The organism is Vannielia litorea, assembly GCF_018424695.1.
Classification (GTDB): Bacteria; Pseudomonadota; Alphaproteobacteria; order Rhodobacterales; family Rhodobacteraceae; genus Vannielia; species Vannielia litorea_A.
In genome coordinates, this window is the sequence record NZ_QTNQ01000022.1 from 1 (window position 1) to 22,882 (window position 22,882).

Below are 22,882 nucleotides of genomic sequence, written 5' to 3' on the forward strand. Positions count from 1 at the left end.
ACCCCGCCCTCGGCGGCCAAGCCCCTGCCCAAGGACGAGCCCGCCGCCGCCCAGACCAAGACGACCGAGGCCAAGCCCGCCCCGGGCACGCCCGAAAGCCCCGATCTCGGCAAGCAGGCCACTCAGGCCTCGGCCAGCTCGGCCCGTTTCGTGTCGCCGGTGAACGGCAGCATCAGCCGGGTGTTCTCGTCGCGCAACAAGTCGGTCAACTTCTCCGCCTCTGCCGGGAGCCCGGTGAAGGCCGCCGACGCGGGCACCGTCTTCGTCGTTACCAAGACCGACGATCAGGTCACCTACGTCGGCATCAAGCATGACGGCGGGCTCACCTCGGTTTACGCCAATGTCGACGGGGTGACGGTGAAGAAGGGCGACAAGGTCTCCAAGGGCCAGTCCATCGCCAAGGTCAGCCCCGGCAACCCGGCCTTCCTCAACTTCATCGTCCTGAAGGGCACACAAGCCATCGACCCGGCCCCCTACCTGCCCTGAGTGGGGGCGCACGGGCGGTTAACTTAACCATGCCGGCATGTTCTTCGTCTGCATGGATTGTGCATGGGATGTGCATCAGTTGTGGCTGTGGTGTTTTTGCGGTTAACGCCGCCAAAGGTTAACCGCAGGGTGGGCAATCTGCCCACCTTCCAAACCTCAGAGCTTCACGCCCTTGCGCCCCGCCAAGTCGGTGAAGAACTGCCAGGCCACCCGCCCCGAGCGCCCGCCGCGCGTCGCCTGCCATTCGATGGCTTCGGCGCGCAGGGTTTCGGGGTCCACCTCCACCCCGTGCTCGGCGCAATAGCCTGAAATCATGGCCAGATATTCATCCTGGCTGCACGGGTGGAAGCCCAGCCAAAGGCCAAAACGGTCGGAAAGAGAGACCTTCTCTTCCGTCGCCTCGCTCGGGCTGATTGCCGTGCTGCGCTCATTCTCGATCATGTCACGCGGCATCAGGTGGCGGCGGTTCGAAGTGGCGTAAAACACCACGTTTTCAGGCCGCCCGGCAATTCCCCCATCGAGCACGGCCTTAAGCGATTTGTAATGCTCGTCGTCATGGCTGAACGAGAGGTCATCGCAAAACAGCAGGAATCGCGCCTCAGACTTGCGCAAATGCCCCAGCAATCGCCCGATGGAGGGCAGGTCTTCGCGCTGCACTTCAATCAACTTCAACTCGGGGAAGTCCGCCTGAACTGCGGCATGCACCGCTTTGACAAGGCTGGATTTTCCCATGCCCCGGGCACCCCAGAGCAGCGCGTTGTTTGCAGGCAGCCCGGCGGCAAACTGGCGGGTGTTCTCGACCAGCGTGTTGCGCGACCGGTCAATGCCCACCAGCAGGCCGATGTCGACCCTGTTCACCTGGTCCACCGGCTCCAGCGCATCCGGGTCGGCATGCCACAGGAAGGCGGAAGCGCTTGTGAAGTCGGGGTTTTCCAGCGGCGGCGGCGCCATCCGCTCCAGCGCGGCGGCAATCCGGTCCATCGGGTCGTCCACGCTCAAAACTCTTCGTCCTCGTCCAGAATGCCCTCGGCCCGCAGCCGCGCCGTCCGCTTGCGCTCCACCCGCGCCACGAGGAAGATCGACACCTCATAGAGCCCGTAAACCGCAACAAAAAGAATGACTTGAGTGAAGATATCCGGTGGCGTCACGATGCCGGCCAGCACCAGGATCGCCACAACCGCGTATTTGCGCACCGCCGCCAGCCCGGCCGCGCTGACAAGCCCGGCCTTGCCCAGCAGGGTCAGCAGCACCGGCAGCTGAAAGCAGACGCCAAAGGCCATGACAAAGGTGATGGTGAGGCTCAGGTATTCCGAGATCGAGCCTTGGAACACCACCGATCCGGACCCGGCCACAACCTGCCCCTCATCCGCGGTTTCGACACCTGTCGGGGCGGCTCCGCCAAAGTCCTGGAACCCAAGGAAAAAGTCGTAAGCCAGCGGGATCACGATGTAATAGCAAAAGGCCGCGCCCAGCAGGAACATGGCAGGCGAGGCAATCATGAACGGCAGGAAGGCGGAGCGCTCGTTCCGATAGAGCCCGGGGGCCACGAACCGCCAGAGCTGGAAGCCGATCACCGGAAAAGCCAGCGCGAAACCGGCCAGCATGGCAATGCGGATCTGCACGAAGAACCCGTCCTGCAGGCGGATCATCTGCAAGTTACAGGCCTGCATCCGCTCCGCCATCGCCTCGCAGACCGGCTGCTTAAGGAAATCGAAGATCTGGCCTGCGAAATAGAAGCAGATGAACACCGCAATGATGAAGGCAATCGCCGAGCGGATGAGCCGGGTGCGCAGCTCCGCCAGGTGCTCGATGAGCGGCGCGGAGGTGTCGTCGAGGTTCTCTTCGGCCTGGCTCATAGGGTCAGCTCACGCCCGCACCGCCGGCAGCTTCCGGCTTTGTCTTTGATTTTTCTTCATTATTTTCAGATGCACTCTTTTCGTCCGGGGCCGTCGGCGCGGGTGGGGTGTCCGCCCCGTTTACCATTCCTTCATCAAGGTCCGGCTCGTCCGAAAGCTCTGCCGCTTCCGAGGCTGCCGCAGCCGCCTCGCGCGCCTTGCGCTCCTCGGCGGCCTTTGCGCTGGCCTCCTGGATCTTCTGCTTGGCCTCTTCCCGCTCTTCCGAGAGCTTCTGGGTTTCAGACCCTGCCGCGGCCTTCTTCTTCTCAGGCTTGTTGGGCTCCCACTTGTCAAACCGGTCGGCCGCGTCCCGCAGCTTGTCGATACCCATCGACTTGGGGTTCATCGCCTTGTTGAGGTCGCCGGCCACATCCTTCATGCCGGTGCTGTCGGCGGCGTCTTCCATCGCGCGCGAAAACTCCCGCGCCATCCGCTTCACCTTGGCCGTCATCTTGCCGAGCGACTGGAACATCACCGGCAGATCCTTCGGACCCACCACGATCAGCGCCACCACGCCGATCAGCAGAAGCTCGCTCCAGCCCATTCGGAATGCCCCTAAGCGCCTATTACGCCTTGTCTTTTTCTTCTTCCGGCGTCACGTCACGCGCGGCGGCTGCATCGGCCTCGTCCAGCTCCTTGTTGCCGTCCGAGATGCCTTTCTTGAAAGAGGTGATCCCCTTGCCAACTTCGCCCATCAGCGAAGAGATCTTGCCGCGCCCAAAGAGCACCAGCACCACGACGGCAATGAGAAGCCAGCCGACCGGGGGGATATTGGTGATGAACATCGCTTGCATGATTTGCCCGTCCTTTGGTCCCTGAAGCCTTGCCACGGGGCCACCTTGGGCTCCCCGGGAAGTCGTCCCTATTTATGGAGTTTCGGCCCCGGGCGAAAGGGGCCTTTACATCACGATTGGGCAAAACCTGCGGTCACATAGCCGCAGCAGCCCCTCATTCGGTGCGTGCGGGAAACAGAAAGCACCTGTCGCGCCGAATGGTGAGCCAGAGCACAGTGCCCGGCTTGGGCAGAAACACAGAAGGAATCGTCGCCCGCAGCACCTGCCCGTCATGGTCCATCTTCAGCTCGACCAGGCTTTCCCGCCCCATGAAGCGCGCACGCTCCACCACGCCCCGGGCCGGCATGCCGTGGCTTTCCGTCGGGTTCGGCCCGCGCCCCGCCCTGTCGAAGTCGATGGTCAGGTGCTGGGGCCGGAAGACGATTTCCACCTCCTGCCCGTCCGGCACGCCCGGCGCGAGAAAAGAGCCAAAGGGCGTCTCCGTCAGCGCGCCATGAACTTCGCCGCGCAGAATGTTGATATCGCTGAAAAACGCCGCCGCTTTCCGGTCTGCCGGGTTGTTATACACGGTATAGGGCGCGCCCCTCTGCACAATCCCGCCGTCGCGCATCAGCAGGATCTCGTCGGCCATCCGCATCGCCTCATCCGGCTCATGGGTGACGAGCAGCACCGCCGTGCCCTCCTCCTTCAACACGCTCAGTGTCTGGTCGCGGATGTCGTCGCGCAGCCGCATGTCGAGGCCCGAGAAAGGCTCATCCATCAGCATCACCCGGGGGCGCGGGGCCAGCGCACGGGCCAAGGCCACCCGCTGCTGCTCGCCGCCCGAAAGCTCGTGCGGATAGGCCGCCGCATGGCCACTCAGCCCGACCCGCTCCAACATCTCGGCCACCCGTGCCGCCGCGCCCGATCCCTTGAGGCCGAAGGCCACGTTCTTTGCCACGGTCAGATGTGGAAACAGCGCGAAATCCTGAAACATCAACCCGATGTTGCGCTCTTCCGGCGGCATGAAGCCGCTGTCATCCGAAAGCACCACGCCGTCCGCCAGAACGCGCCCGGCGTCGGGCCGGTCGACGCCCGCGATCATCCGCAGGGTGGTGGATTTGCCGCAACCGGACGGCCCCAGAAGGCAGGTCACCTGCCCCGGTGCCAGCTGCAACGAGAGGTCGCGCACCACCTCACGCCCGCCCAGACGGCGCGTCAGGTGCTCAACCTCGATCCGGTAGCTCACGCTCAAGCTCTGGCCTTCCCGTTCCCGAGCGAAAGCATCGGGTTTCGGGCGGTGGTAGCAGCCGCCCCACCGCCCGGCAAGCCGGGTCTGCCTCAGGCCAGCGTGTAATTCAGCGAGCCGCCGTCGAGCAGAATGTTCTGGCCGACCAGATAGCCCGCATGCTGCGAGCAGAGGAAGGCGCAGGTCTGGCCAAACTCCTCGGGCGTGCCGTAGCGGTTGGCCGGAATCGTCGAGGCGCGCCTGGCCCGCGCCTCCTCCATCGTGATCCCCTCCTTCTCGCACACGCCCTTGTCGAGCGAATCCGCCCGGTCGGTCGCGTGAATGCCGGGAAGCAGGTTGTTGATATTGACTCCATATTCCGCCACCTGCCGCGCCGTCCCGGCGACAAAGCCCGTCAGCCCCGCGCGGGCGGAGTTGCTGAGGCCGAGCACCGCAATCGGGCTCTTCACCGACTGGCTGGTGATGTTCACCACCTTGCCCCAGCGCCGCTCGATCATGCCCGGAAGGGCGGCCTGCATCAGGGCGATGGGGGTGAGCATGTTGGCATCGAGTGCGGCGATGAAGTCGTCCCGGTCCCAGTCCTGCCACATGCCCGGCGGCGGACCGCCTGCATTTGTCACCAGGATTTCCACCTTTCCGGCGGCCTCAAGCAGCCTGGCCCGCCCCTCTTCGGTGGTCACGTCGCAGGCCACGGTGTCGACCTCTACGCCGAAGTCCTTGCGGATCGCCTCTGCCGAGGCTTCCAGTGCCTCTTCACCGCGCGCGTTCATGACAAGGCGACATCCGGCTTCGGCCAACGCCCGTGCGCAGCCGAGGCCGAGCCCCTTGGAGGAGGCCGAAACCAGCGCCCGCTTGCCTGAAATTCCAAGATCCATCACAGTTCTCCCTGATATCGTTTCGTCGCACCCTCGCCCGGCATCCGCCGATTCGCCAGCGTGGCCCGGGGAGCCTTGGTCGCGACGTTGTCTCCTTGTTAATTGCGCGCCTGCACAATTGCCACATCCCGCCGACCTGCCAGTGTTCCGGTTGACCCGCAGGGCACCCCGACGTTAAGAAATTCGGCAGGTGGTGGCATGATCGGTTGCGGAGCCGTTTTCCGTGTGACGAACAGGTTTCGAAACAAGATGACCACGCCGACCCCAGACCAGGCAGACGAGGCAAAAGGCGCGCCCGCGCGCGCCTCCGGCCGGGCGCATTATGATTGCCGCCTGTTCGCAGGCGCGGATCTTCGGGTGACCTCCGGGGCCAACCTGGGCGACGAGCTGGGTGACTTGGACGAGCTTTGCGAGGGCGATGTCTATGCTCTGGGCGAGGACGCCGGGGTTTCAAAGCTGGCCATTGTCACCGAAGCCGGGCAGCACCGGGTCGCCAACGGCTCCGAACTGGGCGTACCGGGCGATGCCGTGACCCTGGCGGGGCGGCTCACCTTCATGGGCGGCGACGGCGGCGGGATGGACCTCTTGGTGATCGAGATCCCAGCCGAGGGCGGCCCCACGCGCCATGTTTTGCCGCTCCAGCCAATGGAGCCGCGCGTGGAGTACACGCTCATCGGGATTTCGGAAGATCCGGGCGAAGTGCAGCTCTCCGACCTCACGTCTTTCGCCTTCGTGCGCGGCACCGCCATCACGCTGGCCTCCGGCGCGCAGAAGCCGGTGGAAGATCTCGTGCCCGGCGAGCGGGTGCTGACGCGCGATCACGGCGCCCAGCCCGTGCGCTGGATCGGCACCCAGACGGTGCGCGCCGTCGGTGCCTATGCCCCCGTGGTCATCACCGAAGGCACGCTGGGTAACGCCGCCGACCTGATCCTGAGCCAGCACCAGCGGCTTTTCGTCTACCAGCGCGGGGTCGACAGGGTGACTGAGACCGCCGAAATGCTGGTGAAGGCCGCGCTGCTGGTGGACGATGATGCGGTTTTCATCCGCAAGGGCGGGTTCATTGATTACTTCACCCTCGTCTTCGATCATCACGAGGTGATCTACGCCGAATGCATCCCTGTGGAGTCGCTGGAGCTGTCGCCCGATACCCGGCAAAGCCTGCCGGGCGAGATTGCCGCCGGGATCGAGGCCGAGTTCGGCGACCTCGCCCATACCCCCGCCTTCGGCACCGAGCTGGCCGATGAGGTGATAGACCCGGAAAAGCGCCGCCGCATCTTCAAGGGCAGCGCGGGGCGTTAACCTTTTAAACAGCTTTGAGAAAGACCCAACTCGTTGTTATCCTTGCCCTTGCGAACACCTTGGGGAAGGGAGACGCGATGAACAAGGGGCCCACCGCCCGCAAGGACGAGATCGTTTCGGCGGCATTCGAGGCGCTGATGGACACCGGGCTTCCAATGCTCTCCTATGATGTGATCGCCCGCCGCGGCGCACTGTCCCGCCAGCTCATCCGCTATCACTACCCGGACCCCGAAGACCTGATGATAGACCTCTGCGATCACCTCGCAGGGCTTTACCGCGACGCACTGATCTCGGAGGTGATGAAGCTGGAAGGCGCCGCGCGCCTGCGCTGTTTCTTCGATTTCTACTTCGACATGATCGAGGGCAACCTCAAGCCGCGCGACGATCAGGTGTATGACGCGCTGATGTCACTCTCCGCCGGCAGCCCGCGTATCCGGACCAACCTGCGCAGCCAATACTCGCTGCTGGGCCAGGTGTTGAGCCACGAATTGGAACTGGAGTATCCGGGCATCGGAACGCAGGGGGCGCAGGAACTGGCTTACCTCTTCATCTGCATGATGTACGGCCATTGGAAGATGGTCGCCTCATTGGGGTTTTCGGGCGGCCACGGCCAGGTGACGCGCCGCGCAATCGATCGGCTGATCGAGTCGTATCTGCGCAGCGCCACAGGGTCGGGGCCGAAAATCTGGAGCCATACAACGAAGGGTTGATTTGCATTGCGAAAATCTTGGCCTGCCGTTTTCCCGAAGGCCCTAGTAGCGCTTGACGACCACGCCTTTGCCCGGCCTTTCGATCAGAAAATGAGGGCGCCCCACGATTGACAGCATCCCCCTGCTTTGCTGCCCTCACGGCATTGATTGAAGCCGGGCGCGGCGCCGCGAATTCTTCCCGACGGGCAATTCCCGCCCACCTCCCCTTCGCGCGCCCGCGCCATCTCGGCCCGCCACAGAAACAAAGGCCCGCTCCATGTCTTATCACGCTCCTCTGCCCGTCCTGATCACGACATTCTGTATTCTCGATCAAACCCACAAGTCTTTCAAAGGGGAGCTGGCCACCAAGTGCGGCTCCCTCAACGCGCTGCTTGTCGCGCGGATCGGATCAATTCTGGATTACATGGCCGGCACGCTCCACCTCTACTCGGCCCGCCAGTCCTCGGGCGTCGCCGGGCACTACCCCAATGTAAAACCTGCCGCCGGGCAGGCCTGGGAAGACATCCGTATCAACGTGCAAAACAACCTGCGCGGATTGATGATCCCGGAGATGACCAAGCAGGCGCTCGAGGCCACCATTGGAGTCCAGGACGCGATGCTCATGTTCGGCTTCGACAAGGTCATCGGCGCCGTCACCTCCACCGGAACCGAGGCCTACAAATATGCGAAGGTGGCCCACACCACCTACGATTACTCCAACAAGGTCTGGGATTTCGGCACGAAATACGCCGCGCTCTACGCCGCCTGCAAGGAAACGAAACGCCCGGCAGACGCCTTCATTCAGGCGATGTAGAAGGGCGCGGGTGCCCTACCCCCGCAGCGCTTCGATCAACTCGTCCTTGGTCATCTCGCTCCGGCCGGCCACGTCAAGCTCCTGCGCCCGTTCGTAAAGGTCATCCGCCGTCCACTCCTCATAGGGCGGGGACTCGCCGCCTTTCTTGCTGGGCGCCATGTCGTCATTGGCCTGCGCGTTGGCAATGCGGGCCGACTTCTCCTTGGAGTAGCCCTTGTCGCGCAGCGCCTCGTAGGTGTCATGGTCCTTCACGCTCGGGCCTGGGTCTTCTCTCTTTGCCATGTCGTCTCTCCTTTGCAGGCCCAACCCGCACGCCCCGCTTGCCGTTCCCGCCGGGCGTGGTAGAGAGCGCCCATGCTCGACAATCGCCCAACCCTGCCCCCTGAAATCGCCCGCCGCCGGACCTTTGCGATCATCTCGCACCCCGACGCCGGCAAGACGACCCTGACCGAGAAGTTCCTGCTTTATGGCGGCGCGATCCAGATGGCAGGCCAGGTCCGGGCCAAGGGGGAAGCGCGGCGCACGCGATCGGACTTCATGCAGATGGAGAAGGATCGGGGCATCTCGGTCTCCGCCTCCGCCATGTCGTTTGATTACGGCAAGTTCCGCTTCAACCTTGTCGACACGCCCGGCCACAGCGACTTCTCCGAAGACACCTACCGCACCCTGACGGCGGTGGATGCTGCGATCATGGTGATCGACGGCGCCAAGGGCGTTGAGAGCCAGACGCAAAAGCTCTTCGAAGTCTGCCGGTTGCGCGACCTGCCGATCCTGACCTTCTGTAACAAGATGGACCGCGAGAGCCGCGACACCTTCGAGATCATCGACGAAATCCAGGAGATGCTGGCGATTGACGTCACGCCCGCCTCCTGGCCCATCGGCGTTGGCCGCGAGTTTCTCGGCTGCTACGACATGATCCACAACCGGCTGGAACTGATGGACAGGGCCGACCGCAACAAGGTGGCCGAGAGCATCAAAATCGAAGGGCTGGATGACCCCAAGCTGGCCGAGCACATCCCTGCCGACTTGCTGGAAAAGCTGCTCGAAGAGGTCGAGATGGCCTCTGAACTGCTCCCCAAGCTCGACCCGCAGGCGCTGGCCGAGGGCACGCTCACCCCCATCTGGTTCGGCTCCGCGATCAACTCCTTCGGCGTGAAAGAGCTGATGGACGGCATCGCCGAATACGGCCCCGAGCCGCAGCCACAAAGCGCCGAACCGCGCCAGATTTCGCCCGAGGAAACAAAGGTTTCCGGCTTCGTCTTCAAGGTCCAGGCCAACATGGACCCAAAGCACCGCGACCGGGTGGCCTTTCTCCGCCTCGCCTCCGGCCACTTCCAGCGCGGCATGAAGCTGACCCATGTGCGCACCAAGAAGCCGATGGCCGTGAGCAGCCCGGTGCTGTTCCTCGCCTCCGACCGCGAGCTGGCCGAAGAGGCCTGGGCCGGCGATATCATCGGCATCCCCAACCACGGCCAGTTGCGCATCGGCGACACGCTGACCGAAGGCGAGGCGCTGAAGGTCACCGGCATCCCCTCCTTCGCGCCCGAGCTCCTGCAAAACTGCCGCGCGGGCGACCCGCTCAAGGCCAAGCACCTCGACAAGGCGCTGATGCAATTCGCCGAGGAAGGCGCGGCCAAGGTGTTCAAACCCACCTTCGGCTCGGGCTTCATCGTCGGCGTCGTCGGCCAGCTTCAATTCGAGGTTCTGGCGAGCCGGATCGAGATGGAATACGGCCTGCCGGTGCGCTTCGAGCCCTCGCAATTCACCTCCGCCCGCTGGGTCTCCGGCCCGAAGGAGGCGGTAGAAAAATTCGCCGCCGCCAACAAGCAGCACATGGGCGAAGACAACGATGGCGACCTCGTCTACCTCACCCGCCTTCAGTGGGATATCGACCGCGTTGAGCGCGATTATCCGGACGTGGCGCTCACCGCGACCAAGGAAATGATGGTCTGACGGGTTGATCCGTAGCCGATTTTGCTTAGTTTGTTGACGCGATGTCATGTGACATCGCGAGGTCCGGACTGGCGGGGGCCACGGCGGCATTACGGCTGCCATAGCCCCGTATTTGCCCATCCCGGTTCCACTCAGGCGCCCGTTCTCCGCTTTTTCGGTTTATGGGCCCGCAAGTGATTTGAAATGAAAGGACATTCCCATGAGTTCAGGAATCTGGTTCGGCCTTGCCGGCAGCTTTGGTGGCCACGCACTGATATACGGGCGCAATGCCATGTATGGCACCTTCTACTCGCTCGACAGCTACACATCCCACTTTGAGATCGAAAGCATCCGCAACCGCTGGGGCCCGGGCCTCGGCGGCGGGATCGGCCTCGATTTCTACGTGATCAGCAACGTCCCCGACCCGTGGACGCTGCATGGCCACTCGACCTCGGGGTGGGATTTCAACCTCGCCATCGGCGCCAAGTGGGGCGGCATCGTGAAGGCGCTTGGCAAGTCCCAGAAGATGGCAAAGGTCATCAAGAAGCTGGCCGACAGCAAGGGGCTGACAGCAGGCGCAATCAAGCAGGCCTCCAAGATGGACCCGGGCGATTACGCGGAAGTGGCCAAGAAGGCGCGCGAGATCGCCAATAACATGCCCGCCAAGGGCAACAAGCCGTCGCTCATGAGCGTTGGCATCCCCGTGACGCCGGGACTGGAGATCAGTCTCTTCGCGCAATACGGCACGTGGTCTGTAATGAACGTGGTCAAGTAACGCGCAAGGCCCGGTGGTCCTTGTGCCACCGGGCTAGCCCGAAGCGATCACCTGTTCCACCAGTGCCTGGAGCTCGCCGAAATAGCCGCCGCTGCGGGCGGGCTGTGAAGGGTCGGAGGTAATCGTCACCACCACCGCCGCCTCGGGGCAAACGGCGAGCACCTGCCCGCCGTAGCCCCGCGCCAGCCCGTAGCGCATCCCCTCGGTCTCGCCCAGAAACCAACCATAGCCGTAGCCCAGCCCTGACCAGGGCGAGCGGGTGCGCGGCAAGAAACTGGCCTCGATCCATTCGGAACTGACGAGCCGTTCGCCCTCCCATACTCCGCCCGCCCGGATCATCTCGCCAAAGCGCGTAAGACCATCAGGGCTAACGGCCATCTCGTTGCCGCCCAGGTATCGCCCCTGCGGATCGCGCGTCCAGGCGGGCACCTCGCCCAGCACGGCCCCCAGCCTTTCGCGCATCAGCGCCAGCAGGCTCTTGCCCGCCACCTCTGCCAATACCGCGCCCAGCACGTGGGTGGTGCCCGTGGAGTAGAGCATCCGCCCACCCGGCTCCGCCACCATCTCGCGCCCCAGCGCATCGGCCACCCAGTTGCGGCTCGAAACCCAGGCGCCGTAATTGGCCCCCGATGTGCGCTCAAGGCCCGCGCGAAGCGTGACCAGATCTTCCAACGTGATCGCGCCAACGCCCTCCTCAGCGCCCGAGGGAATCAAGCCGGGCGCAACCTCTCTCAGCGTCGCCCCCACGCCCGGCACCTCCCCCCGGTCCACCGCGCAGCCCAGCAGGGTGGCCACCAGCGTCTTCGATACCGATTTCACATTTGCGGGCCGCGCCACGCCCGGCCCCGCCACCACCTCTTCCACCACCCGCGCGCCGCGGCGCTGCACGATAAGGCTGTGCAACTGTTCGAAACCGCGGGCCCGTTCCACCGCCCCTTCCAGCGCGCGGGCAGCATTCGGACGGGCAATGAGCAGGAGGGCGGGGACGGCGAGCAGGGTGCGACGTGTAATCATGCACCCAGATTTGCGGCGCGGAAGCCGCAGGCCAAGAAACCTTTCCGTGAGCGCGTATGCATGGCCCGCGTCCTGGGTAGAATGCAGGGAGGAGACAGACAGATGACATTGCTCAACCGCCGCAAAACACTCCTCGGCTTCGCCGCATGGGCCAGCCTGCCTGCCCTGCCCCTGCGTGCGTCCACCCGGGCCGTGCGCGAGGTCGCCTACGGCCCCCACGCGCTGCAACGCTACGATGCCTACATGCCCGAAGGCGCCAGCGCCGCGCCGCTCGTCGTGTTCCTGCACGGCGGCGGCTGGGCCTTCGGCGACAAGGCAAATGACACCGTCTGGAAGGCCAAGGCCGCCCATTGGAACGGACGCGGCCTGGGCTTCATCTCGGTCAACACCCGACTCCTGCCCGAGGCCGACCCGATGCAACAGGCCGCCGACCTCTCCCGCGCGCTGGCCCACGTCCAGCAGAATGCACCGCGCTGGGGAGGCGACCCGAACCGGCTCGCACTCATGGGCCACTCCGCGGGCGCGCATCTCGTGGCGCTGCTTGGGGCCGATCCGGGCCTTGCCCGTCGCTGGGGCGCGCAGAACTGGCGCGCCACGGTGGCTTTGGACTCAGCGGTCTATGACACCGAGCGCTACATGGCCCGCAGACCCAGCCGCATCCACAAACGCGCCTTCGGCACCAGCCGCGCCTTCTGGGAAGACGCATCGCCCTATGCCCGCCTCGGGCCGGGCGCCACGCCCTTCCTCCTCGTGGCCTCAAGCAAACGCCGCGCGGCACTCTCGGCGGCGCGCAACTTCGCCCGGGCCGCCAAGGCCCGGCAGGTCGAAGCGGAGGTGCTCGAGCTTGACCACTCTCACGCAGCCATCAATTCGACACTGGGGATGAAAGGCCACTACACCGAAGCGGTCGATGCCTTCCTGTCCCGCCATGGGGTCGGCTGATTGACCTCTGCGCAAATCTGCGTTACGCCGCCGGAGCCTGCACGACGCGCGTGCGGGCGCACGCGGGGCGCCTGATCGTTGCGTCCCAATCCCGCGGGGGCCGTCCCCGCAAGACACGGACGTACATGACCAAATTTTCCGATCTGAAGCTGGACCCGAAGGTCCTCAAAGCCGTTGAAGACGCCGGCTACGAAACCCCCACCCCGATCCAGGCCGGCGCCATTCCGCCAGCGCTCGAAGGCCGTGACGTTCTGGGCATCGCCCAGACAGGCACCGGCAAGACCGCCAGCTTCACGCTGCCGATGATCTCGCTGCTCAAGCGTGGCCGCGCCCGCGCCCGGATGCCGCGCAGCCTCGTGCTGGCCCCCACGCGCGAACTCGCCGCCCAGGTGGCCGAGAACTTCGACACCTACGCCCAGCACACGAAGCTCACCAAGGCGCTGCTGATCGGCGGTGTCAGCTTCGGCGAACAGGACAAGCTGATCGACCGCGGCGTGGACGTGCTCATCGCCACACCTGGCCGCCTGCTCGACCATTTCGAGCGCGGCAAGCTGCTGCTGACCGGCGTGCAGATCATGGTGGTCGACGAGGCCGACCGGATGCTCGACATGGGGTTCATTCCCGACATCGAGCGTATCTTCCAGCTTACCCCCTTCACCCGTCAAACGCTGTTCTTCTCCGCCACCATGGCGCCGGAGATCGAGCGGATCACCAATACCTTCCTCAGCAACCCCGAGAAAATCGAGGTCGCCCGCGCCGCAACCACCGGCGAGAACATCAAGCAGGGCGTCCTGATGTTCAAACCCTCCCGACGCGATCGCGCGGCCACCGAGAAGCGCAGCATGCTGCGCAAGCTGATCGACGGCGAAGGCGAGGCCTGCACCAACGCGATCATTTTCTGCAATCGCAAGGTCGACGTCGATATCGTCGCGAAATCGCTGAAGAAAAACGGCTACAACGCGGCCCCCATTCACGGGGATCTCGACCAGTCCCAGCGCATGAAGACGCTGGAAGAGTTCCGCACGGGCACGCTCCAGTTTCTCGTCGCCTCCGACGTGGCGGCGCGCGGGCTCGATATTCCGGCCGTGTCCCATGTCTTCAACTACGACGTTCCTAGCCACGCCGAAGACTACGTGCACCGCATCGGCCGCACCGGTCGTGCCGGGCGGTCCGGGGCCGCGCTGATGATCTGCGCACCGATCGACGAGAAGAACCTCGCCGACATCGAGCGCCTCGTGCAAAACGAGATCCCGCGCCTCGATGCGCCCGAAGGCACACCGGCACCGAAAGCCGATGACGCGGAGGCCGAAGAGAAGCCCAAGCGCAGCCGCAGTCGCTCCCGCCGCAAGCAGGACGACGCGGCAGAGGAAAGCCCCGCCGCCGAGGCTGTGAGCGAGGCCGCGCCTGTGCAGGAATCTGAGCAACCCGATGACAGCGAGCCCCGCCGCCGCTCGCGCGGGGGCCGCGGGCGCAGTGACCGATCCTCCGATCGCGGCAGCAAGACCCCGCAGGGCCTCGGCGATCACCTGCCCGATTTCATCGCCCGCAGCTTCGAAGACCGCGCCGAAACGCCCGATCCCGGCTGACGCAAACGATCACGGGCGGCGCCCAGCGGCCCCGCCCCTCTCTCATTGCTCCTCGAAAATCCCCGCCGGAGGCCCAAAACGCTTCTGGCGCGCGCTCTCGACATGCCGAACCGCCGAGCGCCGCGCAACCTGCACCGCCACGGGCGCGGGGGCGGTCGGGGTGGGTGGCGGGAGACCGGCCCCGCGACCGGCTCAGCTCAACCGGCTGATCACCACCACGACCTCGGGCTTCTTGCCGATCTCTTCGACGGCGGTCTGCCGCACCACCCGGCGCAGCCCTTCCTCGATCTTGTCATCGTCGATCAGCACCTTGTCGTCGGCCCGCCCCATGAACCCGTCCGCCGCCGCCTCGATCAGCTCGACCAGCGGAGCGCGCGAACGTCCGGTTTCCGGCAGGCCGACCAGCTCGGCCCAGGGCTCGCCCAAAGGCTCGTCGTTTTCATCCATGATGAGCGTCAGGAAGACCTGGCCATTCAGGGCCACCCGAATGCGGTCACGCACCACACCGTCAAGCGCGCCGATCTTTACCGAACCGTCAAGGTAGGTGCGTCCGGTTTCGACGTATTCCACGATCTCGGGCTTTGCCCCGGAAAGATCCACCATCGAGCCGTTCACCGCCACAACCGAAGGGATGCCCTTGGCCTCACCCACCTTGGCATGCTCCCGCAGCATCCGGTGCTCGCCATGCATGGGGATAAGCATCTTGGGGTGCATGAGATCATGCATCGCTTCGAGGTCCGGCCGGTTTGCATGGCCGGACACGTGGTAAAGGTCACTCCGGTCATCGATCACATCCACGCCCATCTCCGAGAAGGCGTTCACGATCCGAAGCACGCCACGCTCGTTGCCCGGGATGGTCTTGGACGAGAAGAGGAACGTGTCGCCCTCCTTCATCGTCAGACCCAGAAACTTGCCGCGGCTCAGCTGCGCCGACGCCGCCCGCCGCTCGCCCTGAGAGCCGGTCACGATCAGCATCAGGTTCTCGCGCGGAATGTCGGCAGCCTCTTCCGGCGTTACGGTGTGCGGAAACTTCTCCAACACGCCGGTGTCGATCGCCACAGCCACCATCCGCTTCATCGCCCGGCCCAGCAGGCAGACCGAACGGCCTGCCTTCGCGCCGGCATCAGCCAGCGTCTTCACCCGCGCCACATTGGAGGCGAAGGTGGTGCACACCACCATGCCTGTGGAGTTTTTCACAAGCTCGGTAATCGCCGGCGGCAGCGTGGCCTCCGAGCGGCCCGGGTGCGGGCTCATGATGTTGGTGCTGTCGCAGGTCAGCGCCTGCACCCCCGGTTTGGCCACCTCGTTCCAGAGCTCGGGGTCGAAGGGCTCGCCCACCAAAGGGTTTCCGTCGAGCTTGAAATCACCGGTGTGCACCACCCGCCCCGCCGGGCTGTCAATCACCAGCCCCGAGCTTTCGGGGATCGAATGGCTGACCGGCAGGAAAGACACCTTGAACGGCCCCGCCTCCACCGTCTCCGGGTAAGGGCCGACGGCATTCACATGCTCCACGTCCTGGCCCTGCTCATCCATCTTGCGCACGGCAAGGGCGGCGGTGAAGCGGCGGCAATAGACCGGCGCGCGCAGATCGGCCCAGAAATGGCCGATGCCGCCCACGTGATCTTCATGGCCGTGGGTGATGAAGATCGCGTCAAGCCGGTCGCGGTTTTCCTTCAGCCAGGTCATGTCGGGAAAGATCAGGTCCACACCCGGTGTGCCGTCCATGTCGGGGAAGGTCACGCCGAGATCGACAAGGATCAGCCGTTCCTTGCCCGGCGCCCCGTAGCCATAGACATAGGCGTTCATCCCCACTTCCCCGGCCCCGCCGAGGGGGAGATAGATCAGCCGTTCTTTGCTCATTCAGTAAGCCTCTGGTTATGCGCATGGATCACCGTCAGCCCATGCATTGTCAGATCGTCTTCAAACGCGTCAAAGCGGGCATGGCCCATCTGGAACAGCGGCGCAAGTCCGCCGGTGGCGATCACCCGCATCTCGCGCCCGTATTCCCCTTTGATCTGGTCGCAAATGCCGTTCACGAGGCCGACGTAGCCCCAGAACACGCCCGATTGCATGCAGGCGACCGTGTTGGTGCCAATCACCTTTTCAGGCTTGGTCACATCCACATGAGGCAAGGCGGCGGCGGCCATGTGCAGCGCTTCGAGGGAGAGGTTGACGCCCGGCGCAATCACCCCGCCCACATAGGCCCCGTCTTCGGCAACCACGTCAAACGTGGTGGCGGTGCCGAAATCCACCACGATCAGGTCGCCCCCGTGCCGGTCGAAGGCCCCCGCCGTGTTCACCAGCCTGTCCGGCCCCACCGCAACACCCGCGTCAACGCGCGGGGCGACCGGCAGCGCGCACTCCGGCTTGCCCACCACCATCGGGCGGCAGCTGAAGTAACGGTCGGAGAAGACCCGCAGGTTGAACACCACGCGCGGCACAGTGGAGGAGATTATGACCGAGTCGATGTCTACATCGACGCAGCGGTGCTCCATCAGCTGGCTGAACCAGACCCAATATTGGTCCGCTGTGCGCTGGTGCTCGGTCGAAGTGCGTAGCGTGGCCACAAAACGCGTTCCGTCCCAGATCGAAAACACCGTGTTGGTGTTGCCGCAGTCGATGCAAAGCAGCATGCCCGCCCCTCTCAGAAAAAGACCTCGCCCGCCGCAATCCCGCGCAGGCCGGTCTTGGTTTGAAGCTGAAGGTAGCCCATCTCGTCGATGGTTTTGAAGGTGCCGGTCAGCGCCTCTCCGGGCAGCCGCGCAGTGATGACCTCGCCCAAGCGCGCCGCCCGGTCGAGCCACGCCCGGCGGATGGGGCCAAAACCATGGGTAGCAAAGCTGGCCTCATGGCGGGCGTAGGCGGGCGCAAGCACATCGAGGAACTCCTCCGGAGCCACCCGCACCCCCGCTTCCTGAGCCAATGCCACCGGGCGCACCGCAGCGGGCTCGACCTCGCCCACATCGGGCGGTTCTATCAAATTGACACCAATGCCAATCAACAGCCCGTCCAGCGTGCCATCAGGCCGTGGCCCGAGGCTCTCCAGCAGAATGCCCGCCACCTTGCCACCGTTCAGCAGCACGTCGTTCGGCCATTTCAGCGAAAGCCCCTCGGGCCGCCCGGTGACAGCGACGAAGGCATCAAACAACGCCAGGGCGGCCACGAAGCTCCTCTGCGCCGCCGCCTGCGCCGTGCCGGGGTTCGGCAACGCCAGCGTGGCCGTGAAGGCCCCCGCCGGGTTGGCCCAGGGCCGCCCGCGCCGCCCGTGACCGCCGGTCTGGCGCAGCGCCAGCACCCATGTCGGCCCGGCGTAGCCCGCAAAACCATCGCGGGCCACCGTCATCGTCGAAGGACAGCTCGGAAGAACGATCCGGCCCGCGTCAGTTGACAAGTGTCGCCGCCGCTGCCGCCGCATAGCCGTCGACCCCGAAGAGGTTGACGATACCGAGGATCATGATTGCCGCACTCGCCACCAGGAAGCCGAAGGTCAGCGGGCTCATATGGCCCTCCACCGGCTCCAGGCTCTCGTCGCCGAAGTACATGTAGTAGACGATCCGCAAGTAGTAGAAGGCGCCGATCACCGAGGCGATGGCCCCCAGCACGGCGAGCCATGTCATCCCCGCGTCCACCGCCGCCATCAGCACGGCGAACTTGCCGAAGAAGCCCAGAAGCGGCGGCACGCCGGCGAGGGAGAACATCAACACTAGAAGCGCCAAGGCTTTCACCGGCTCGCGGCTGCCGAGCTGGCGCATGCTGTCGATGGTGGTGATATGCCGCCCGTCCCGTTCCATCGAGAGGATGAAGGCAAAGGTGCCGATGTTCATGGTCACATAGATCGCCATGTAGATCAGCATCGCCGTCACGCCCTGCTCGGTGCCCGAGGCAAGACCGACAAGGGCGTAGCCCATATGCGCGATCGAGGAATAGGCCATCAGCCGCTTGATGTCGCGCTGCCCGATGGCCGCGATCCCGCCAAGGAACATCGAGAGCACGGCCAGCAGAGCCAGGATCTGGCCCCAATCGCCAGTGGCATTGCCGAAGGCATCGTGCAGCACCCGTGCAAACAGGCCCATCGCCGCGATCTTGGGCGCGGTGGCGAAGAAGGCGGTGATCGGCGTCGGCGCGCCTTCATAGACATCCGGCGTCCACATGTGGAACGGCACGGCGCTGATCTTGAAGGCCAGGCCCGAGATGATGAAGACAAGGCCAATGAGCAGGCCAAGCGGCATCTCACCCTCGCCCGCCGCACCGATGATCCCGGCAAACTGCGTGGTGCCCGCATAGCCGTAGGTCAGCGAGGCACCGTAGAGCAGCAGGCCCGACGAGAGCGCGCCCAGGACGAAGTACTTCAGGCCCGCCTCGGTCGATTTCACCCCGTCCCGCCGGATCGCGGCCACCACGTAGAGCGCCAGCGATTGCAGCTCCAGCCCCATGTAAAGCGCCATCAGGTCGCCCGCCGAGACCATCAGCATCATGCCGACGACCGCGAGTACCACCAGCACCGGGTATTCGAACTTGAGCAACCCGCGACGCGCCATGAATTCCTGGCTCATCATCAGCACGCAGGCCGCGCTGATGAGGATCACCACCTTGGCATAGCGGGCAAAGCCATCGTCGATGAAAAGGCCGCCGAAGGCCGTGCGGTCATTCCCGCCCGACATCAGCACCCAGACGGCCACGGCAATCATCACCGCGCTTGCGGCCCATGTGAGCGTGCCGGCCATGCCGTCCTTCTCAGTGTAGACGGCGGCAATCAGCGCCACCATCGCGAAGAGCGACAGGAAGATCTCCGGCAGGAGGATGGCAAGATCGGTCGAAATCATCAGTGGTCTCCCGTTTCCGCCACTTGGGTCGTGGGGCTGAAGTCCGCCACGGCCGTCTCGTATTTACCCACCAGCGCTTCCACCGAAGGGCCGATGATATCTGTTACCAGCGCCGGGTAGACGCCGAGCAGCAGGGTCATGACAACCAGCGGCGCAAAAATCGCGCGCTCGCGGCGGGACATGTCGGTGATGGTCTTTAGGCTTTCCTTGATCAGGTCGCCCAGCACCACCCGGCGGTAGAGCCAGAGCGCATAGGCCGCGCTGAGGATCACGCCCGAGGTCGCAAAGAGCGCGACCCATGTGTTGACCTGGAAGATGCCCATGAGCACGAGGAATTCGCCGATGAAGCCCGAGGTGCCCGGCAGGCCCACGTTGGCCATGGTGAAGAAGCAGAAGATCAGCGCATAGGCCGGCATCCGGTTGATGAGGCCGCCGTAGGCGTCGATCTCGCGGGTGTGCATCCGGTCGTAGATCACACCGACGATGAGGAAGAGCGCGCCCGAGATGAAGCCGTGGCTGATCATCTGGAAGATCGCGCCGTCGATCCCCTGCTGGTTGGCCGCGAAGATGCCCATGGTCACATAGCCCATATGCGCCACCGACGAATAGGCGATCAGCTTCTTCATGTCCTCCTGCGCCAGTGCGACGAGGCTGGTGTAGACGATGGCGATCGCGCTCATCCAGAAGACCAGCGGCGCCAGCACCTCCGAGCCCACGGGGAACATCGGCAGGCTGAACCGCAGGAAGCCGTAGCCCCCCATTTTCAGCAGGATCGCCGCCAGCACCACCGACCCCGCCGTGGGTGCCTGCACGTGCGCGTCCGGCAGCCAGGTATGCACCGGCCACATCGGCATTTTCACCGCGAAGCTGGCGAAGAAGGCAAGGAAGAGAAGCGTCTGCAAGCCCCCGATAACCTGGAAGCCGAAGAGGCTGACGGTGCCGGTGGAGAAGTTGTGCTGGAGCAGCGCAGCGATATCGGTGGTGCCCGCATCGACATACATCGCGATCATCGCCACCAGCATCAGCACCGAGCCGAGGAAGGTGTAGAGGAAGAACTTGAACGCCGCGTAAATCCGGTTCGCCCCGCCCCAGATGCCGATGATCAGGAACATCGGGATGAGTCCGGCCTCGAAGAACAGGTAGAAGAGCACCAGATCCAGCGCACAGAAGACGCCGAGCATCAGCGTTTCCAGCAGCAGGAAGGCGATCATGTATTCCTTAACGCGGGTCTTCACGTTCCAGGCCGACCAGATGGTGAGCGGCATGAGGAAGGTGGTGAGCATGACGAAGAGCACCGAAATGCCATCGACGCCCATCTTGTACTTCAGCCCCATCAGCCATTCGCGCTCTTCCACGAACTGGAAGCCGGTGTCAGCCGGGTCGAACTGGGCAATCAGGAAGAGCGACACCACGAAGGTCGCGCCGGTGGCGATGAGCGCCAGCCACTTGGCGTTCTTCTGGGCCGCCGCATCCTCCCCGCGCAGAAACAGCGCGAGGATCACCGCCGCGATGGCGGGGATGAATGTGATGATAGAGAGCAGGTTGTCCATCAGTTCGCCCCTCCGGTGATCGACATCCAGGTGACAAGCACCACGATCCCGAGCACCATCGCCGCCGCATAGGCGAAGATGTAGCCCGATTGCGCCCGGCCCGCGAGCCGGGTGAAGAAGGGGATGATCCCCATGGCAAGCCCGTTGATCCCACCGTCGATGGTGCCCGTGTCGCCCTTCTTCCAGAGGAAGTTGCCAAGGCTCTTGGCGGGCCGCACGAAGACCACGTCATAGATCTCGTCGAAGTACCATTTGTTCAGCAGGAACTGGTAAAGGATCGGCTGGTTCTCGGCCAGTTGCTTGGGCGTCTCGGGTCGGCGGATGTAGAACACCCAGGCCAGCACCAGGCCAAAGAGCATGGCGAGGAAGGGCGACAGCTTCACCCATTTGGGCACATTATGCGCATCGTCCAGCACGGTGTTTTCCGGCCCGAAATAAAGCGCGCCATCGCCCGGGTTGCCGCCGAAGGCCGCGTGATGCTCGGCGTCCGCGCCATGGTCATCGGTGACGACGACTTCCACATCTTCCGGGCTGGTGGCCATCTCGGTGGCCTCGTCGCTATGCTCCTCGGCAGCGGCAGCCACTTCGCTGTGCTCATCGGCCGCGCCGTGGCCCTCTTCCGTCGCATGGGCCTCGCCGGCCAGCGGAATGCCGTAGAACTTCGCAACCTGGTCGGTGTGCCCGAAGAAGCTGCTCATCCAGATCATGCCCGCGAAAATCGCCCCAAGCGCCAGCACGCCAAGCGGCACCAGCATGGTCATCGGGCTCTCATGGGCATGCTCGTGGGTGTGCTTGTCGCCACGCGGCTTGCCGAAGAAGGTCATGAACATGAGCCGCCACGAGTAGAAGCTCGTCATGGCGGCGGCGATCACCAGCAGCCAGAAGCCGAGCTGGCCCGCGGGCGTGCCCGCCGCAAAGGCGCTCTCGATGATCGCGTCCTTGGAGAGGAACCCGGCAAAGCCGATGTAGGTGAGCGGGATGCCCACGCCGGTAATGGCCAGCGTGCCGATCATCATCGCCCAGAAGGTGACCGGCAGCTTGTCTTTCAGACCGCCATAGTTCCGCATGTCCTGCTCGTGGTGCATCCCGTGGATCACCGAGCCAGCACCGAGGAAGAGCATCGCCTTGAAGAAGGCGTGGGTGAAGAGGTGGAACATCGCCGCCGAATACATGCCCACGCCTGCCGCCACGAACATGTAGCCGAGCTGCGAGCAGGTCGAATAGGCGATCACGCGCTTGATGTCGTTCTGCACCAGCCCCACCGTCGCTGCGAAGAATGCGGTGAAGGCGCCGATGTAAACGATGAAGGTGGCCGCATCGGGCGCAAACTCGTAGAGCGGCGACATCCGGCAGACCAGGAACACCCCCGCCGTCACCATGGTCGCGGCGTGGATCAGCGCCGACACCGGGGTCGGGCCCTCCATCGCGTCCGGCAGCCAGGTGTGCAGGAAGAGCTGCGCCGACTTGCCCATCGCGCCGACGAACAGCAGGAAGCCCAGCAGGTTGGCCGCGTTCCAGTCGGTCCACAGGAAGCGGATATTGGTCTGCGCCAGCTCCGGGGCCGAGGCGAAGATCACGTCGAAGTTGATGCTGTCGGTCAGAAAGAACAGGCCGAAGATGCCGAGCGCGAAGCCGAAGTCGCCGACCCGGTTGACCACGAAGGCCTTGATCGCCGCCGCGCCCGCGGAGGGTTTGCGGATGTAGAAGCCGATCAGCAGGTAGGAGGCCACGCCCACGCCTTCCCAGCCAAAGAACATCTGCACCAGGTTGTCGGCGGTGACGAGGCTGAGCATCGCGAAGGTGAAGAACGACAGGTAGGCAAAGAAGCGCGGCCGGTAGCTCTCGCCCTCGCGGAAGTGCTCGTCATGGGCCATGTAGCCGAAGCTGTAGAGGTGCACGAGGCTGGAAACGGTGGTGACCACGATTAGCATGATCGCCGTCAGCCGATCCAGCCGGATCGCCCAGTCGGTGCTCAGGCTGCCGCTCTCGATCCAGCGCATGATGGTGATCTGCTCGGTCTGCCCGTCGAAGCTGAAGAAGACGATCCAGCTCAGGATCGCCGACAGGAACAAGAGCCCCGTGGCAATGACCATGCCCGCCTTCTCGCCCACGATCCGCCAGCCGAAGCCGCAGATGATGGCGCCGACGAGTGGCGCGAAGAGGATGATGGTTTCCATGGC

The 22,882-nt window shown here is 64.5% G+C and carries 22 protein-coding genes; 8 read left to right on the plus strand and 14 right to left on the minus strand.

Annotated elements, in window-relative coordinates:
* Positions 1 to 486 (plus strand): peptidoglycan DD-metalloendopeptidase family protein (locus tag DYI42_RS09745; RefSeq protein WP_213545746.1); only part of this gene is annotated, 486 nt, incomplete at its 5' end.
* 156 nt (positions 487 to 642) lie between these two features.
* On the opposite strand, the gene DYI42_RS09750 is transcribed toward DYI42_RS09745, so the two are convergent.
* The 6 genes from DYI42_RS09750 to DYI42_RS09775 form a co-directional block, all read right to left on the minus strand.
* Positions 643 to 1,467: an ATP-binding protein gene (locus DYI42_RS09750; protein ID WP_213545797.1), complete on the minus strand. Its 825-nt coding sequence runs from the start codon at positions 1,465 to 1,467 to the stop codon at positions 643 to 645.
* 14 nt (positions 1,468 to 1,481) lie between these two features.
* Complete coding sequence (gene tatC / locus DYI42_RS09755) at positions 1,482 to 2,342, minus strand: twin-arginine translocase subunit TatC (protein WP_213545747.1); 861 nt, start codon at positions 2,340 to 2,342, stop codon at positions 1,482 to 1,484.
* A gap of 4 nt (positions 2,343 to 2,346) precedes the next feature.
* Positions 2,347 to 2,925, minus strand: coding sequence for a Sec-independent protein translocase protein TatB (gene tatB / locus DYI42_RS09760; RefSeq protein ID WP_213545748.1), 579 nt, complete (start codon positions 2,923 to 2,925; stop codon positions 2,347 to 2,349).
* A gap of 22 nt (positions 2,926 to 2,947) precedes the next feature.
* Positions 2,948 to 3,175, minus strand: coding sequence for a twin-arginine translocase TatA/TatE family subunit (locus tag DYI42_RS09765; RefSeq protein WP_440870636.1), 228 nt, complete (start codon positions 3,173 to 3,175; stop codon positions 2,948 to 2,950).
* 154 nt (positions 3,176 to 3,329) lie between these two features.
* The gene (locus DYI42_RS09770; protein WP_244867789.1) at positions 3,330 to 4,409 is read right to left on the minus strand and encodes an ABC transporter ATP-binding protein; all 1,080 of its coding nucleotides are present in this window, start codon (positions 4,407 to 4,409) and stop codon (positions 3,330 to 3,332) included.
* 86 nt (positions 4,410 to 4,495) lie between these two features.
* Positions 4,496 to 5,278 carry an SDR family oxidoreductase gene (locus tag DYI42_RS09775; RefSeq protein WP_213545749.1) on the minus strand — a complete coding sequence of 261 codons (783 nt, stop codon included), beginning with the start codon at positions 5,276 to 5,278 and terminating at the stop codon, positions 4,496 to 4,498.
* A gap of 249 nt (positions 5,279 to 5,527) precedes the next feature.
* On the opposite strand from DYI42_RS09775, the gene DYI42_RS09780 reads away from it, so the two are divergent.
* The 3 genes from DYI42_RS09780 (at position 5,528) to DYI42_RS09790 (ending at position 8,080) form a co-directional block, all read left to right on the plus strand.
* Positions 5,528 to 6,577 carry a Hint domain-containing protein gene (locus DYI42_RS09780; protein ID WP_213545750.1) on the plus strand — a complete coding sequence of 350 codons (1,050 nt, stop codon included), beginning with the start codon at positions 5,528 to 5,530 and terminating at the stop codon, positions 6,575 to 6,577.
* 77 nt (positions 6,578 to 6,654) lie between these two features.
* Positions 6,655 to 7,287 carry a TetR/AcrR family transcriptional regulator gene (locus tag DYI42_RS09785; protein ID WP_213545751.1) on the plus strand — a complete coding sequence of 211 codons (633 nt, stop codon included), beginning with the start codon at positions 6,655 to 6,657 and terminating at the stop codon, positions 7,285 to 7,287.
* Between the two features lie 256 nt (positions 7,288 to 7,543).
* Positions 7,544 to 8,080 carry a hypothetical protein gene (locus tag DYI42_RS09790; protein ID WP_213545752.1) on the plus strand — a complete coding sequence of 179 codons (537 nt, stop codon included), beginning with the start codon at positions 7,544 to 7,546 and terminating at the stop codon, positions 8,078 to 8,080.
* Between the two features lie 15 nt (positions 8,081 to 8,095).
* Here DYI42_RS09790 and DYI42_RS09795 read toward each other — a convergent pair whose 3' ends face one another.
* Positions 8,096 to 8,362, minus strand: a complete 267-nt coding sequence (locus DYI42_RS09795) for a DUF7218 family protein (protein WP_213545753.1) — start codon at positions 8,360 to 8,362, stop codon at positions 8,096 to 8,098.
* Between the two features lie 72 nt (positions 8,363 to 8,434).
* On the opposite strand from DYI42_RS09795, the gene DYI42_RS09800 reads away from it, so the two are divergent.
* Positions 8,435 to 10,033: a peptide chain release factor 3 gene (locus DYI42_RS09800; RefSeq protein WP_213545754.1), complete on the plus strand. Its 1,599-nt coding sequence runs from the start codon at positions 8,435 to 8,437 to the stop codon at positions 10,031 to 10,033.
* Between the two features lie 199 nt (positions 10,034 to 10,232).
* Entirely contained in the window at positions 10,233 to 10,787 is a 555-nt protein-coding gene (locus tag DYI42_RS09805) for a hypothetical protein (protein ID WP_213545755.1), read from the plus strand.
* Positions 10,788 to 10,820: 33 nt separating this feature from the next.
* Here DYI42_RS09805 and DYI42_RS09810 read toward each other — a convergent pair whose 3' ends face one another.
* Positions 10,821 to 11,801, minus strand: a complete 981-nt coding sequence (locus DYI42_RS09810; RefSeq protein WP_213545756.1) for a serine hydrolase domain-containing protein — start codon at positions 11,799 to 11,801, stop codon at positions 10,821 to 10,823.
* 102 nt (positions 11,802 to 11,903) lie between these two features.
* Here DYI42_RS09810 and DYI42_RS09815 point away from each other — a divergent pair, with 102 nt between their 5' ends.
* Positions 11,904 to 12,743, plus strand: a complete 840-nt coding sequence (locus DYI42_RS09815) for an alpha/beta hydrolase (RefSeq protein ID WP_213545757.1) — start codon at positions 11,904 to 11,906, stop codon at positions 12,741 to 12,743.
* Between the two features lie 125 nt (positions 12,744 to 12,868).
* A complete protein-coding gene (locus DYI42_RS09820) occupies positions 12,869 to 14,329 on the plus strand; it encodes a DEAD/DEAH box helicase (RefSeq protein ID WP_213545758.1) in 1,461 nt (486 codons plus the stop codon).
* Between the two features lie 192 nt (positions 14,330 to 14,521).
* Here the strand turns inward: DYI42_RS09820 and DYI42_RS09825 are convergent, their stop codons facing one another.
* From DYI42_RS09825 to nuoL, 6 genes are read right to left on the minus strand one after another with little or no spacing between them, the layout of a single operon-like run.
* A complete protein-coding gene (locus DYI42_RS09825) occupies positions 14,522 to 16,189 on the minus strand; it encodes a ribonuclease J (RefSeq protein WP_213545759.1) in 1,668 nt (555 codons plus the stop codon).
* Positions 16,186 to 16,962, minus strand: a complete 777-nt coding sequence (locus DYI42_RS09830; protein WP_213545760.1) for a type III pantothenate kinase — start codon at positions 16,960 to 16,962, stop codon at positions 16,186 to 16,188. The genes DYI42_RS09825 and DYI42_RS09830 overlap by 4 nt, the downstream gene beginning before the upstream one ends.
* An 11-nt stretch (positions 16,963 to 16,973) precedes the next feature.
* The gene (locus tag DYI42_RS09835; RefSeq protein WP_213545761.1) at positions 16,974 to 17,744 is read right to left on the minus strand and encodes a biotin--[acetyl-CoA-carboxylase] ligase; all 771 of its coding nucleotides are present in this window, start codon (positions 17,742 to 17,744) and stop codon (positions 16,974 to 16,976) included.
* Positions 17,710 to 19,152, minus strand: coding sequence for an NADH-quinone oxidoreductase subunit NuoN (gene nuoN, locus DYI42_RS09840; protein ID WP_213545762.1), 1,443 nt, complete (start codon positions 19,150 to 19,152; stop codon positions 17,710 to 17,712). The genes DYI42_RS09835 and nuoN overlap by 35 nt, the downstream gene beginning before the upstream one ends.
* Positions 19,152 to 20,702: an NADH-quinone oxidoreductase subunit M gene (locus DYI42_RS09845; protein WP_213545763.1), complete on the minus strand. Its 1,551-nt coding sequence runs from the start codon at positions 20,700 to 20,702 to the stop codon at positions 19,152 to 19,154. The genes nuoN and DYI42_RS09845 overlap by 1 nt, the downstream gene beginning before the upstream one ends.
* Positions 20,702 to 22,879 carry an NADH-quinone oxidoreductase subunit L gene (gene nuoL, locus DYI42_RS09850; protein ID WP_213545764.1) on the minus strand — a complete coding sequence of 726 codons (2,178 nt, stop codon included), beginning with the start codon at positions 22,877 to 22,879 and terminating at the stop codon, positions 20,702 to 20,704. Before nuoL ends, DYI42_RS09845 begins: the two co-directional genes overlap by 1 nt.
* Between the last annotated feature and the right edge of the window lie 3 nt (positions 22,880 to 22,882).